Source organism: Pseudomonas sp. 05N431, assembly GCF_056397005.1.
Genome location: NZ_JBFTMN010000028.1, coordinates 31,666 through 47,017, shown reverse-complemented (window position 1 = coordinate 47,017; position 15,352 = coordinate 31,666). Strand labels below are relative to the sequence as shown.

General features: G+C 56.9%; 6 protein-coding genes. 5 read left to right on the top strand and 1 reads right to left on the bottom strand.

The genetic code is table 11. The features are described 5' to 3' along the window. Nucleotides 1-84 precede the first annotated feature (84 nt). Together AC1DIG_RS28045 and AC1DIG_RS28040 are read left to right on the top strand one after the other, a co-directional pair. A complete protein-coding gene (locus AC1DIG_RS28045) occupies nucleotides 85-11,997 on the top strand; it encodes a hemagglutinin repeat-containing protein (protein ID WP_477769932.1) in 11,913 nt (3,970 codons plus the stop codon). Between the two features lie 134 nt (nucleotides 11,998-12,131). Further along, a complete protein-coding gene (locus AC1DIG_RS28040; RefSeq protein ID WP_477769931.1) occupies nucleotides 12,132-12,548 on the top strand; it encodes a hypothetical protein in 417 nt (138 codons plus the stop codon). A 159-nt stretch (nucleotides 12,549-12,707) separates the two neighbouring features. Here the strand turns inward: AC1DIG_RS28040 and AC1DIG_RS28035 are convergent, their stop codons facing one another. Next, nucleotides 12,708-13,307, bottom strand: a complete 600-nt coding sequence (locus tag AC1DIG_RS28035) for a DUF4291 domain-containing protein (protein WP_477769930.1) — start codon at nucleotides 13,305-13,307, stop codon at nucleotides 12,708-12,710. 368 nt (nucleotides 13,308-13,675) lie between these two features. On the opposite strand from AC1DIG_RS28035, the gene AC1DIG_RS28030 reads away from it, so the two are divergent. The 3 genes from AC1DIG_RS28030 to AC1DIG_RS28020 all read left to right on the top strand — a co-directional run bounded on the left by AC1DIG_RS28030 (nucleotide 13,676) and on the right by AC1DIG_RS28020 (nucleotide 15,243). Further along, the gene (locus tag AC1DIG_RS28030; protein ID WP_477769929.1) at nucleotides 13,676-14,041 is read left to right on the top strand and encodes a hypothetical protein; all 366 of its coding nucleotides are present in this window, start codon (nucleotides 13,676-13,678) and stop codon (nucleotides 14,039-14,041) included. Next, nucleotides 14,041-14,499: a hypothetical protein gene (locus AC1DIG_RS28025; RefSeq protein WP_477769928.1), complete on the top strand. Its 459-nt coding sequence runs from the start codon at nucleotides 14,041-14,043 to the stop codon at nucleotides 14,497-14,499. The genes AC1DIG_RS28030 and AC1DIG_RS28025 overlap by 1 nt, the downstream gene beginning before the upstream one ends. A 270-nt stretch (nucleotides 14,500-14,769) precedes the next feature. Then, a complete protein-coding gene (locus tag AC1DIG_RS28020) occupies nucleotides 14,770-15,243 on the top strand; it encodes a hypothetical protein (protein ID WP_477769927.1) in 474 nt (157 codons plus the stop codon). Nucleotides 15,244-15,352 lie beyond the last annotated feature (109 nt).

Here is a 15,352-nt window from a genome sequence, read left to right as displayed (position 1 = left end):
ACCGCCAGCGTCAGTGGTCTCGATCAACATGACCGGGGCCAACTCAGCAGCAATACCAGCCTCTCCCTTGACCTGAACAACGGCGTGCTCAATAACCAGAGCGCCTTGATCACTACGCCAGGCGCGCTGCTGCTGAAAAACCTCAACGCTGTCGTCAACCAGAGTGGCGAAATATTCAGCAATCAAGGCTTCACCCTGGCGGCCACCAGCCTCGACAATACCGCCGGCAAAGTCCTCAGCGAGCAATACCTCACACTGCTGATCAACCAGACCTTGAACAACGTCAAAGGTCTGGTTGCCAGCAATGGACTGACGATCAACGCCAACAACCTGCTCAATGCAACGGGCGTGTTGTCCAGCCGGGCCGGGATGAATCTCACCAGCGCCAACCTCGACAACCGTAGCGGCGAGGTCTCCAGCCAGAACCTTCTGACCCTGGCTGGTGGCACCCTGGACAACAGCAACAATGGCCGCCTGCTTGCCGGCGGCGACTTGAACCTGACCGCCACGCAGGTGAATAACTCGCTCAAAGGCCTGATTTCCAGTCAGGGCGCAGTACAACTACGTGCCGCACAACTGAACAACAGCCAGGGCGGTAACCTCTACGCCAAACGCAATATGGGCCTGACCCTGAGCGCGCAACTGCTCAACAATCAGGGCACGCTCAAGGGCGACGGTGCGATCCTCCTCAGTGCCGGCAGTCTGAACAACGATGGCGGCACCCTGACCAGCGTTAATGCGCTGAACCTCAACAGCCAGGGCCTGCTGAGTAACCTCAACGGCCAACTGACCAGCGGCGACACCCTCGATCTGACCAGTGGCCAGCTCAACAACGGTGCTCTCGGCCAGATCTCCAGTTCCAAGGCCCTGACCGCCAGCGTCAGTGGTCTGGATCAGCAAAACGGCAAACTGCTCAGCAACAGCTCGGTGAGCCTGGATCTGAACAACGGCCAGCTGAATAACCAGCACGGCTTGATTAGCGGCCCCGAGCAGTTGCTGCTGAAAAACCTTAACGGTGTGGCCAACCAGGATGGCGAAATCTCTAGCAAAAACGCCTTCAGTCTGACGGCGACGAGTCTGGACAACACCCGTGGCAAGGTCATCAGCAGCCAGCAAAGCCTGACCCTGCGCATCAGTCAGGCCTTGAACAACACGCTTGGGGTGATTTCGGCCAAGGGTATCGACGCCCGCACCGGCAGCCTCGACAACACCGACGGGACCTTCAGCAGCGCCGCCGCGTTGCTGCTTGATACCCGCGGCGCTGTGACTAACCTGAGTGGCGAGCTGTCGAGCGCCGGCACCTCGACCATCAGTGCTGCCAGCCTCGACAACCGCGATGGCGGCGTAGTGAGCGACCTGGGCCTGAGCATCGACCTTAGCGCCGCGCTGGATAACCGCAACGGCACTCTGGGCTCGAAAAAAGGCTTGAGCGTCAGCGCTGCCAGCCTGGATAACCGCAATCAGGGCAGACTGCTCAGCGACGGCAATCTGAGCGCACGCATCACCGGCAAGTTCGACAACCAGAGCCAGGGTGCTCTGCTGGCCATGGGCGACGTCGACATCACCACCGGCAGTCTCGACAACCGTGGCGGCAGCCTCAAGGGCGGTGGCCTGCTGACCTTGCGCGGCGACTCGGCGGATAACCGTGGCTCGCTGATTCATGCCGACAAGGCCCTGCAATTGTTCGTCGGGCAACTGGACAACCGCGACAAAGGCCTGCTCACCGGCAACGCCGCCATCGGCTTTACCGGCACCCGTCTGGACAATCAGGGCGGCCTGCTCAGCGCCGTTGGCCCGGTCAGCCTCAAGGCCGATGAAGTTGCCAACGCCGGCGGCCGCATTGCCAGCCAGACCGACCTGAGCGCCACCATTGGCGCCCTGAACCAACAAGGTGGCTCATTGGTTGCCCAAGGCAATCTGACCCTCACCGGTAGCAGCCTCGATAACCGCAACGGTGGTTTGGTCGGCACCTCAAAAGCGCTGAGCATCAACGTTGACCAGATCGACAACCGCGCCGGCGAGCTGTCCAGTACCGACACCAGTGTCAACGCCAGCGGGGTCAAGCTGACCAGCCAGCATCTGGATAACAGTGCCGGCGGCAAAGTCGTCTCGGGCACAGGCCTTGAGCTGAATGTGGCGCAATTGATCAACCAGACCAAGGGCCTGATCCATTCCCGCGATGCCATCCGCCTGAGTGGTTCGCGGCTGGATAACCTCGGTGGCACCCTCGACAGCAGCAACGCGCTGGACATCACCCTCGATGATGCGCTGCTCAACAACAACGGCGTGATCAGCGGTCAGACCGGGCTGAGCGTGCATGCCGCCAGTGTCGATAACAGCAGCGGCAAGTTGACCAGCGCCGGGGCTCTGGCGATCACCAGCAGTGGCGCCCTGATCAACCAGGGCGCAACACTGTTTTCGGGTACCGGCATGACGCTGCAAAGCGCTAGCCTGGATAACAGCCACAGCGGCCAATTGGCGGGTATCGGCCCGGTGCGTATCACCACGGGCACACTGGACAATAGCCAGAATGGCAGCCTGACCAGTAGCGATACCCTGGACCTGACCGCCACCAGCGTCAGCAATGGCGCGGGCGGCACCCTCTCCAGCGAAAAAGCCCTGACGGCGAGCGTCACCGGCCTCGACCAACAGGGCGGCGGGCTGTTCAGTAAAACAACACTGAGCCTGGACCTGAACCACGGCCAGTTGAACAACCAGGGCGGTTACATCAACGCGCCGGGTAGTCTGCTGCTCAAGAATCTCAACGGCGTCGCCAACCAGAATGGCGAGATATCCAGCACCGAAGCCTTCATCCTGGCCGCGCAAAACCTCGACAACAGCCACGGCAAGCTGGTGAGTAACCAGGGCCCGTTGACCCTGCGCATCGCTCAGGCGTTGAACAACACCTGGGGGGTGATTTCGGCCACCGCCATCGACAGTCGCAGTGACAGCCTGGGCAACAGCAACGGCCTGCTGAACAGCCATGGCCTGCTCGACCTGAGCGTCAACCAAGCGTTGAACAACCAGAACGGGGTGCTCATTGCCGAGGGTTCATTGCAGCTCACCGGCGCCAGCCTGGATAACGGCAACGGTTCGATCTCCGGCAAGCGCGACATCGTCGCCAACGTTACCAACCTGAACAATCAGAATGGCCTGTTGATCGCCAGCACCTCTCTGGACCTGACCGGCAGCACCCTCGACAACCGCCAGGGTGGTCTGCTGGCCGCGACAAAAGCGCTGAAACTCAACGTCGGCAGCATCGACAACCGAGGCGGCGAGCTGTCCAGCAGCAGCGGCACGGTGAACCTGCTCGGGCAAAAACTCGATAACAGCGACAGCGGCAAGGTGTTTGCCGAGCAAGACCTGAACCTGGGCGTGAGCCAGGTGCAAAACGTCAATGGCCTGCTTAACGGTAAAGTCAGCCTGAGCCTGGACGGCGGCGTTCTGAACAACTTGAGCGGCAGCCTGTATGGCCTGCAGAAAATGCGCCTGACCCTGAGCGGCGACCTGGATAACAGCCAGGGCCTGATCAGCAGCGAAGGTGCCCTCGACGTCACGGCGAACAACCTGAGCAACAATGCCGGCAAGCTCTCCAGTGCCGGCGCCCTCAACCTTAAGGCCCGTGGTGATCTGCACAACCAGGGTGGCAAGCTGATCACCGACAGCAGCCTGACCCTGAACAGCGCCAGCCTCGACAATCGCCAGAACGGCAGCCTTAAAAGCAAAGCCGCGATGGTGATCAATACCGGTGCGCTGGACAACAGCCAAGCCGGGCGCCTGGACAGTGATGACACGCTGAACCTGACCGCAGGCCAGGTCACCAACCAGGCCGGTGGCAGCATTGGCAGCATCAATACATTGACCGCCAGTGTCCGTGGCCTCGATCAACAGAACAGCAAACTCTTCAGTAACACCAGCCTGGCCCTGGACCTGAACCACGGCCAGTTGAACAATCAGAGCGGCTTTATCAACGCGCCGCTGTTGCTGCTCAGCAACCTCAACGGCGTCAACAACCAGGGCGGTGAAATCTCCAGCCCCCAGGCCTACACACTGGCGGCCACGAACCTGGACAACAGCAACGGCAAGGTGCTCAGCAATCAGGCCCTGACCCTGCGCGTGAACCAGGCGCTGACCAACCTCAAAGGCCAGATTGCCGCCGCAGCCCTCGACGTCCAGGCCGGCAGCCTGGACAACAGCGGCGGCATCGTCACCAGCCGCAGCGACTTCGGCTTGACCGTCAATGGCCTGCTGAGCAACCAGAGCCAGGGGCTGATCAACGCCGCACAGACCCTCACGATCAACAGCGCCGACATCAACAACCAGGGTGGCCAACTGCTCGGCGTCAGCGCCGTCAACCTCAACGCTATGGCCCTGGACAACAGCGCTAACGGCCTGATCAACAGCAAGGGCAGCCTGATCCTCAAGGCCACCAGCCTGAACTCCAGCAACGGCGGGGAAGTCTCGGCCAAGGGCGATATAGACCTGACCCTCGGCGCGCTGACCCAGCGCGGCGGGCGTCTGCTGGGTGACAACGGCCTCCGCCTTGACCTGGCCGGAGGCGACCTCGATAACAGCAACGGTTTGCTCACCGCCCAAGGCCCGCTGAGCATCAGCCGCATGCGCGACCTGAACAACCAGAACGGCGAACTCTCCAGCATCCAGAGCTTCAACCTGACCGGGCGCACCCTGGACAACACGGGCGGCAAACTCATCAGCAACAACCTACTGGGCCTGAGTGGCGAAACCTTGCTCAATCAGGGCGGGCTGATCTCCGGTTGGCAGGGCCTGAGCGTCAACGGCAGCAGCCTCGACAACCGCAGCGGCGGTGCCCTGTCCAGTCGTAGTGGCAACCTCGATGTGACCCTCAACGGTGCGCTGCTCAACAGCGGCGCCAGCGCACTGGTCAGCCAGAATACCCTGACCGTCAACGCGGCCAGCCTCGACAACAGCGCCGGTATTATCTCCAGCGGCGCGGGCCAGCGCCTGAGCATCAGCGGCCTGCTGACCAACGCCCAGGGTGGCTCGATCGACAGCGGCGCGGCCCTGACGCTGAGCGCCATGGCCCTGAGCAATATCGGCGGCAGCGTCAGCGCGCAACAAGCCCTGAACGTTAGCGGCACCAGCCTGGACAACAGCAATGGCCGCCTGTTCGGCAACGGCGCGGTGACCCTCGACCTGCTCGGTGCCCTGAGCAACAGCAACGGCAAACTCGCCAGCGGCGGGCCGCTGGTAATTAGCCGCAGCACGCAAATCAACAACCAGGGCGGTCAACTGGTGAGCCAAGGTTTGTTGAACCTGCTCACGGGCGGCCTCGACAACCGCAATCACGGCACCGTCGCTGCCAGCGACAGCCTCGTCATCAACGCCGGCGGCGCCGTGCAAAACAGCAGCGACGGCTTGATCTACAGCCAGAACGGCGACCTGCAACTGAATGCCGCGAGCCTGGCCAACGGCAAAGGCACCCTGCAAAGCCTGGGCGCCACCACCCTGACCGTCAGTGGCGATATCGATAACCAGAGCGGCCGGCTTCTCGCCCAGAACGGCGACCTCAGCGTGACCGCCGCCAACCTCGACAACCGCGGCGGCACTCTGGCCAGTCTCAAGGGCGCTCTTGCAGCCCGCGTGGTCGGTGTGTTGAAAAACGGCTACGACCTGAACAACAACCGCCAGGGCGGCATCACCCAGGCCCAGCGTCTGAACCTCAGCGCCCTGGGCGGTCTCGACAACTATGGTGGACGCATCTCTGCGCAGAGCGGCGATGCCATCGTCAATACCGGCAGCGCCGGCAACTTCGACAACCGCAACGGCGGGCTCTACGCCAAGGGACTGGTCCAGGTCAGCGGCAATAACTTCGACAACAGCGGCGACAACGACGGCCAGATCGCCGGCAGCCGGATCGACCTCAGCCTCAACGGCGCCCTGAACAACCGCCTGGGCATCATCGAAAGCGACAGCACCCTCAGCGTGCGCGCCGCCAGCCTCGACAACCAGACCGGCCAACTGCGCGCCCTGGGCACCAGCGGCAAGACCGACTTCCAGATCGGCGGTTTGTTCGACAACCGCAACGGCACCGTCGAAACCGCCAACAGCGACCTGACCCTCGGCGCCGGTGGTTTCATGAACGTCGGCGGCAGACTGCTGCATGTCGGTACCGGCACCTTCGACATCGCCACCGCGAACGTCATGGGGGCCGGTGGCACCCTCGTCACCCGAGGCGGCCTGACCCTCAACGCCGACACCTGGACCAACAGCAGCGTGATCCAGGCTGGGCGTTTGACGGTTAACGTGAATAATTTCAGCCAGAGCGCGGGCGGCCAGTTGTTGGCGTCCAACAGCTTTGTCGGTAGCGGCGGCAATTGGTACAACGATGGCCTGATTGCCAGTGACGGCAGTTTGAACCTGACCCTCGGCGGCACCTATAACGGCAATGGCCGGATCAGCAGTCTGGGCAACTTTGGCCTGAGCGCCGGGACACTCAGTCTGGCCAGCGCGGCGAGTCTTGCCGGGGGAGGCGATACCTGGATCAATGTCGGTGGTTGGCTCAATAACGCAGGACGGTTGACCTCCGCCAACAACCTGACCGTGACCGCGGGCGGGGTGTACAACACGGGCACCCTGGGCTCGGGCAACAACCTGACCGTCAACACCGGCGCGTTGGTCAACAACAATAGCCTGATCTCCAGCGGCGGCGACATGCAACTGCTGGCGTCCAGCGTCACCAACAGCTATGCGCAGATCTACAGCCTGGGCAACGTGCTGATCGCCAGAGACTCGTACCAGAACAAGGCCGATCTGCTCAATAACCGTTCCGGGAACATCGAGAGCGTCGGCAACCTGACCATCGCGGCAACCACCGTCAATAACGTCAGGGACATTCTGGAGTACACCGCCCACGAAAAAAGTTCTGCGAGTATTACCCAACTCGATTGCAACCTGATTCCCGGCCCTGGCTGCGACGAGCGCCATTGGGGTGGCATCAACGGGTTGTGGCGAGTGGATGAAGTCGATCGCTTGAACGTGACCAACAGTAGCGCGGCTTCCAGCTTGACCAGTGGCGGCAACCTACTGATCAACGCCCAGACGCTCAACAACACCAGCAGCACTCTGGCTGCCACCGCAAACCTGACGGCCAATGCCGACACCATCAATAACCAGGGGCTGCAGGCTCAGGAAATCAAGACCAGCCGCTCCTACTGGAACTTCGTCACGCAGATCAATCAGGCAACAGCCGCGGCGGCCACCTTCAATGCCTATAACAACCCAACGCCATCGGCCAGGTACGATTCGGACCTGAGTTACTTCCTTAGTCAGATGGGCGGTGGACTGATTCCTCAGTTCAACACCACCACGACCACCAACGTTGGCGGTCAGTCCTACGATGCCATCATCCAGGCCGGCGGCAACGTGAGCCTGAACGCTGCACAAAACATCAACAACAGTGTGATCCGGCCGTACTACGGGTACGTCGCCGCCGGGCATACCAACACCGGCACCGGTGCGGGACCGGCGTACTCCACGCCGATCTACATCAACGCGCAACTACCCCCCAACCTGGCCCAACAGCAGGTCAACCCACTGAGCCTGCCGGGCTTCAGCCTGCCCACCGGGCAAAACGGCCTGTTCCGCCTGAGCGGCCAGGGCGGCACCGTCCGTCAGGCAACCCAGGCCAACAACGCACCCCAAAGCTGGACCATGGGTGGCGCCAGCGTCAGCAGCGCCCAGCGCGAAATAAACCTGCCAAACGTTCAGGCTCGCAGCGTCCAGATCGGTGACATTGCCCAGGTCTCCGCCAGCGACCGGCAACTGGTGCAGACCGCCCGCCAGAGTGCCGGCGTCAGCGCCAGCGGCAGCGCGATCAACGTCACCGCGCCAAGCGACAGCAACATCGGCAATGTTCAGTTGCCCGGTCATGACCGCGCCACCGACACCATCACCCAGTCCGGTGTCGTGCGCGTCGATGCCGCGAGCCAGCCGCCAGTGGACGCCACCCACCCCGACCTGAGTCTGCCGACCCTGCCAGCCACCCAGCGTGACCCACTGACCGGGATCAGCGTACCGGGCGCGGCAGTACCGCCGATTGCCACGGCACCCGTGGCCAGCACCGCCGTGGCTGCCATTCCGGTAGCCATCGCAGCCGTGACCAGCACCCCGGCCACCAGCCAGACCGTGGCCCGGGTCCAGGGGCTGCCCGACACTTCGGGCAGGTCCAACCCGCAGAAATACCTGATCGAAACCAACCCGGTGCTCACCGACCTCAAGCAATTCATGAGCTCGGACTACCTGTTGGCGAACCTCGGCTACGACCCGGACAAAAGTGCCAAGCGTCTGGGTGATGGCTTCTACGAACAACGGTTGCTCCAGCAAGCGGTGGTTGCCCGTACTGGCCAACGCTTCATCGACGGCCAGAACTCGGACGAGAAGCTCTACAAGTACCTGATGGACAACGCCATCTCCAGCAAACAGCAACTCAACCTGACGGTTGGTGTGACCCTCACTTCCCAGCAAGTCGCGGCCCTGACCCACGACATCGTCTGGATGGAAAATGCCACGGTCAACGGCGAAAACGTACTGGTGCCGGTGCTCTACCTGGCCAACGCCAACAACCGTCTGGCCCCCAACGGCGCGTTGATCGCCGGTAACGACGTCTCGCTGATTGCCGGCCAGGACCTGAACAACGTCGGCACCCTGCGCGCGACCCACAACCTGTCGGCCGCCGCTGGCAACGACCTGGTCAACAGCGGCTTGATCGAAGCGGGCAACCGCCTGGACCTGCTGGCGGGCAACAACATTGTCAACAAGGCCGGCGGCATCATTGCCGGGCGTGATGTGAACGTGAGGGCGCTCAACGGCGACGTGATCAACGAACGCACCGTCACCACCCACGAAAGCAGCAATGGCGACTACAGCCAGCAACGGACCTTCGTCGACAGCGCCGCCCGCATCGAAGCGGCCAACAACCTGAGCGTCCAGGCCGGGCGCGATGTCAGCAACAACGGCAGCGTGCTGCAAAGTGGTGGTGATACGGCGATCAGCGCCGGGCGGGACATCAATATCGCGGCCACCGAGAGCCGTAACAAGGACGACTACGGCCGGAATAGAAACGGTAGCTCCGTCACCCAGTACGGCGCCACCATCAGCGCCGGCCGCGACCTGCAGATGAACGCCGGCCGCGACCTCTCGGCCATCGCCAGCCAGATCGAGGCCAAGCGCGACATCGCCATGGCCGCGACGGAAAACCTGACCCTGGCCTCGGCAGCCGACGAGAGCCACTCCTACTTCAAGAACAAGAAGGAGACCCGTCAGGAGGACCATGTCCAACAGATCGCCAGCACCGTGACTGCCGGTGGCAACGTTGCGCTGAGTGCGGGCAAGGACATGACGCTGATCTCCAGCCGTATCAGCGCGGGCGATGAAGCCTACCTGGTCGCCGGAGACAAAATCGAACTGCTGGCTGCGCAAGACAGCGATTACTCGCTGTACGACATGAAGAAAAAAGGCAGTTGGGGCAGCAGTAAAACCCAGCACGATGAAGTGACTCAGGTGACGAACGTCGGGAGTGAAATCAAGACCGGCGGGGATCTGACCCTGGCCAGCGGTGGGGACCAGAAGTATCAGGCGGCCAAGCTTGAAAGCGGTAAGGACATCACGCTGGACAGCGGTGGGGCCATCACCTTTGAAGGGGTGAAGGATCTGCATGATGAAAGCCATACCAAAAGCGATAACAACGCCTTCTGGGTCTCATCGAAAGGTGAAGGCAAAACAGACGAAACGCTTCGTCAGAGCAGCCTGATTGCCGCTGGCAATCTCACGATCAAAGCCGTTGATGGTCTGAAGATTGACATCAAACACATCGACCAGAAGAGCGTCAGCCAGACCATCGATGCGATGGTCCAGGCGGACCCTCAGCTCGCCTGGTTGAAGCAGGCTGAAGCGCGCGGTGATGTGGACTGGCGGCAAGTCAAGGAGATTCATGAGTCGTTCAAGTACAGCAACTCAGGATTAGGGCCTGCGTCGCAGTTGATCATTGCGATTGCATTGGCAGCAGTCATGGGGCCGATGATGGCCGGCATGAATTCGATATTGCAGGGTGTAGCTATCGATGTCGCAACCAAAGCCACAGTCAGCACTATCAACAACCGAGGCAATCTTGGGAAGGTCGTCAAAGACGTTACTTCTAAAGAAAGTATCAAAGGCTATGCCGTAAGCGCCGCAACGGCGGGTGTCGCTCAGGGGCTCAATTACAGCCCGGGAAGTGTTGGTTTTGATGTCAAGAGCCTGCAAACCGTCGCGATGAAGGTAGCGGCTGATGCGGTGATCAAAACGGCAGTTTATGGCGGCAGTTTCAAGGACAATCTTGCCAGCTCGGCTGCTGGTACGGCTGCAAGTATTGGTGGTGCTTTGGGAGCCGGGAAAATCGGAGACCTGGAACTGGCAGAGGGTGGCTTAGCGAAAATTGCCTTGCATGCCGGTCTCGGTGGTTTGCTAGCTGAAGCGATGGGTGGTGATTTCCGTACCGGAGCAATCGCTGGTGGCGCCAACGAAGTGTTGGTCGGATTGCTAGGGGACAAGCTCCTACCCTCCAATCTTGTTCAGGGCTCCCCGGAGTACAACCAGGCTCAAGCCAACCTAATGGCGCTCTCGCAAGTTGTCGGTGTGCTCGGAGCTGCTGCTACGGGTGGGGATAGTTCCGTCGCTGCTACCGTGGCGGCGAATGCAACCCAGTACAATTTCTTGGGCGATCACTCACAGGCTCAGCGTGATCGTGCGCGGGAAGCGTTTAAAAACGATCAGGGGATTGAATCTGCCAAGCAATTGGTAGGTTTAGAGACAGCGGACCAGCGCAGTGATGATCTGCTCGCGGCATATCATCAAAATCCTGATTCCCTTTCCAGGGCCGACAAAATAGAGCTCCAAGCCTATCTCCAGGTATACGGGTATGAGCAAACCCTCAAGTACGGTCCAGAGGTTGCCGAGGCCAGCATTCAGAAGCTGCTTCGTGACGGACCGGTTCCCGTCAGTGACTATCACTATGCAGGCATGGATGATGTCAAAAATGCTTACGCTGATGCAGCGCGTGCCCAAGCAGGAGGGTTTTGGGACCAGTTGGGTTGGATCAGGCCGAAATCCGAAAATGAGCTGATTTACAAAGATGCTCAAGGTTATCTGCGTATCAATAATGAGCAGCAAGGACTCGCAAATATCGGTGGACCGGCAATCTATGCGCTTTCAGGTCCACTAGGCGCTAGTATCCGTCTTGCTGCCACTGCGAACGGGGTTCTTCAGGCAAGCTATGGCGTCAACCAGGCGATCAATGGCGATACATGGAATGCCGTTGGAAATATCGTTGTTGGGGCGATGGGGGCTGCCAGTCTTGGTATTCCAGGCGTCAAGTTACCTAATGCTGTCAAGGGTGGGACTGGTGAAATTGTCAGCTCGCCTTCAGTGCCAGCCTGGAGCGCCTCTGAAGGAAGCTATAGCGGGAAACTAACGGGAAGTTATGCTCCGGGAAATGTCAGCTTTAATGGTAAGGCAACCGAAAGTATTTCTGATTGGCTCAGCGGGTTACTCGGTTCAAATCGGGTAACGTCTGTAGGCGGCAACTCTGTGGTCGGAGAAACCACAACAGTGTCCCGCGTGCAGGGCGGTGAAATGCCTTTCGCGAGCAAAGAGTTAATAACCTTCGATGCTGAAAACAATCCTCTCATTCGTGATGGAACGTTGAATATCAGCATGGGAGACGGAACTCATGCAGAGTATTTTCAGTCGCTGAGGCCTGGAAGTAATATTGTGACGTTTGAGATTCCAAAGTGGCTGGAGTCTTTTATTGTAGAGAATGCAATTTCGCAGTATAAGTACAAGACTAACCCCTTGAACCAAGGTGGCTTGGCACCTAAAATTGTGGATGTAGGAACGCCGGGACAGTCCTATGAGTTACCATCTATTTGGGCTGCTTGGTTGCAAGAATATGCTATTCCGGGTTCAGGTAAAGTCAAATGAGGGACTGGAAGGTGATAGACCTGTTGAGCGATGACGATGTAGTGGCCGTTGTACGATACAAAGAGCACATTCGTTGGTTTCGAAGCGACCGAGATATGTGGATTCTTGATTGGAGGAAGTGGCGGAATCATTTCGTGCAAGCTGGAATTGATGTTCCCGATGAAGAGGCATCAGCACCGGAGCGATTTGATATTGTGGTTGTCGATGAATACTCGGTCGATGAATTTCTTCAAGGTATGCATGAGTTTGAACTGTCAAAACATGATCTGCGCCTGCAATTGCTCAATCGTTATGAGGCTGCCACTTCGTGGTGGGATGTTTCTGATCTGTTTCCTATTGTTTTTGTGGACTTTGATAATAAAAAGTTGGGGGCTTTTTACTTTGATGGTGCGAAAATGGAGCGCTATGCCCCCGATGGTTGGGAGGCAGAGTTCGTTGATTTCGCTAACTGTTATCCCGATGAGATCTTTCCTGAAGGCGAGAAGTTCTGGGTGGCAAACGGGATGGATATGCTGAAGGGGCTCAATGAGCGTGGTGCGTCGAAAGTCTAGAGTGTTGTATTGGCTACACAATATTGTTAGCTGTTCATGGTTTTTCTGCAAGTAAGTGTTTTTCGAAAGCCTGTTAGGCTATAACTTTCCCTTTAGAGCTAGATCTCTAGTGGCTAAAGTCTTGAGTTTCAGAGTTTCTCTCTGTATAGCCACTTCTGGTCAGTAATATATCGAAGGATAGGGTTGCTCTTCAGGCAGCATTTTCTCGGCTTCCTCAAGCTGGTGATGGTTGATCCGTTCATGGATGCTATGTGCCAGCGGAGTTACGTCGGTTATATGCTGTATCCATTCATTTACATAAAGCTCAACGGCTTGATTGCTTAGGCCAATCTGGATGGCACGGTGCGTTTGCGGTTGCAGGTGCAAATCCCGCTCTGGGTCCCACTGGATCCGCACGGGGGTATTTTCCTTCACTGCTAGCCATTCTTCTTTACTCATCAAATCGCCAGGGTGGCTCAAGCAGCTATGGGCTAACGCCCACTCGAAGCCTTCGCGTGAAATGTCGATCGCCAAAATGCGGGACTGGCCAGCGTCTTTCAACCCCCATCCAGATCGATACATCATCCATAGGAATGAAGGCTTTATCCACGTCATTCGCCCCATCTTGAATGGCGGTGAGGCGAAGGTCCCAAGCGCCAGCGCGGCATCGGCAATAGTGTTCGAATAGGCCTGATAGACGCGAATCGTCTTATCGTCGTACAAGGCGCGAATTTGGCGGAGAGGCGGCATTAGATAGGCATATTCTATTTGATTGGGCATGTTCGTATTCTATGTTTGAAAAGGGTGAAAATTCATTTTTTTTTGTTATGACGATGCCTAAATTGATTTTTTGGTTCTTGTCCTGACGAGTAAAGGGGGGCTTCAGGAAAAGGCTGAGGGCCCCCCATTAGCCGGTCTAAAGTCAAGGCCAATGGGGGGCCCCTTTTGGAAATCATGATCGGGACCGGTAGCCCCAATAATTTGAATCAGAGCTTTTCCTTTGGCTTTCCAGCGACTAAGGATGGATTGAAGGAATTTTTAAAGGGGATTGGGCAGTGAAAATTAAGCGAAAAGGGGACAGATTTATTTATTGATGAACGATCTTGGTCGTCTAAAATAAATCTGTCCCCTTTTTTTGTTATCAAAATTTGAAATTAAGAGAAGTGGTTGGAGATGGCCTAGAGCATGATCATATCCCTTCATTTGCTGCGTTACGTACGGCGAAGGAAGCTGAGTTAGGTCGTCCCCTTACTGAAGTGGAAACGAAGGCTCTATATCAAAATGCTACTGCTGTAGAGGTGCCGAGAGATGTACATATTGCAGGTACTACTTATGGCGGAAAAAATACGCCTGCACAGATTCAGCGAGATGCGGCGGATCTCTGCGGTGCTGTTTGTCGTGATACAGACGCATTGCGAACAAGCTTAACGAGTCGAGGTTATGACTCGAAGCTTGTGGAAGAGACAGTTCAAAAAATCGTGGAAAGAAATCGGCAAATAGGGGTTATTAAATAATGAATATTTGGTCGGATTTTGTTCTGGCCCTTGGTCAAAAAGAGGCTGGGGACGTAGTAGAGAATGTGTTTCGGCGGATTGGAGAGTCTCCGAGTGTTTCAGAAACTCCAGATAGTTATAATGATCCGTTAGGGAAAACTAAGTTTTATAAGTTTTATGAGTCGGGTTTGGAATTTGGATTTCGTTCTGGGAAACTGAATCATGTGCATTTTTTTGTGCAAGATCATGAGGGGTATTCAGCTTATAGGGGGGATATGCTTGGTCGAGTTGCGCAAGTCTGGAGCTGTAAAGAAGTTGTTAGAGAGTTAGGTATTGCTAGTAGAGCGGGGGAGGGTAGGGTCGATATGCTCATCGGCTATGTACATCAATGGATGAGGTATGAGTATGGGGAATATGCGCTACGTATGGAGTTTTCTCAAAATGGTGATTTGTGGAAGGCAACTTTAATATCGACATAAAGATCGCTTCTATGAGCTGGACGAAAAGAGGACACCCATTAGCCGGTCTCAAGTCAAGGCTAATAGGTGTCCCCTTATGGGTGCAGATCAATTGCAGCTTGGAAGGCTCCACCATCGGGCCCACTCCGAAAACGAACCTTACCCTCAAATAAATCGAAAAGGGGACAGATTTATTTATGGATGACCGAGTTTTGTCGTTGTAAATAAATCTGTCCCCTTTTTGTTGACGAAATTGGCACTAAGGCCTACTACACCAGATGAGATTCCATAATGAAAATTAATACAATTAGGCCGTTTAGTGGTTTGAGTAGATATGAGTTGTGGAAGTCGAGTTGGGCTGATGAGGATAAGGTCGATATATTTTCTTATGTGAGCGCTGTGTGTAATCCTGAAGATGTTTTGTTGTTTTGTAGGCTGTTGTTTCCAGATTTTATAGTTAGTAATGGTGCGATTTTTTTAGATGCTAAGTATGATCCTGATGTTTTTGATTTGTGGTTAAGTAAGCTGGGTGGTGATGTGTGTGCGGTTGAAAGAGTTATGAATCACACTCATTTGTACGATGTTTTTTCAGGTTGTACTGATGAGGTCGATGATGTTGTTTTTGAACAGTTGTCTGAAGCTGTTGCCTTATCATGGCGTCTAGTCTTAAAGGATAAGTTTCCAGGGAGAAGATTTTCTGTTGAAGTTTCTAACTCGGATCAGGATTACGGGCCAACTGTTACTTTTTATCAAATAATTGGCTAGGTGCAAAAGGCTCGCTCGGAAAAGAAACGAAAAAGGGGACAAAACGAAAAGGGGACACCCATTAGCCGGTCCTACGTCAAGATCCAAAGCCGACCCGCCCTGCTTTTTA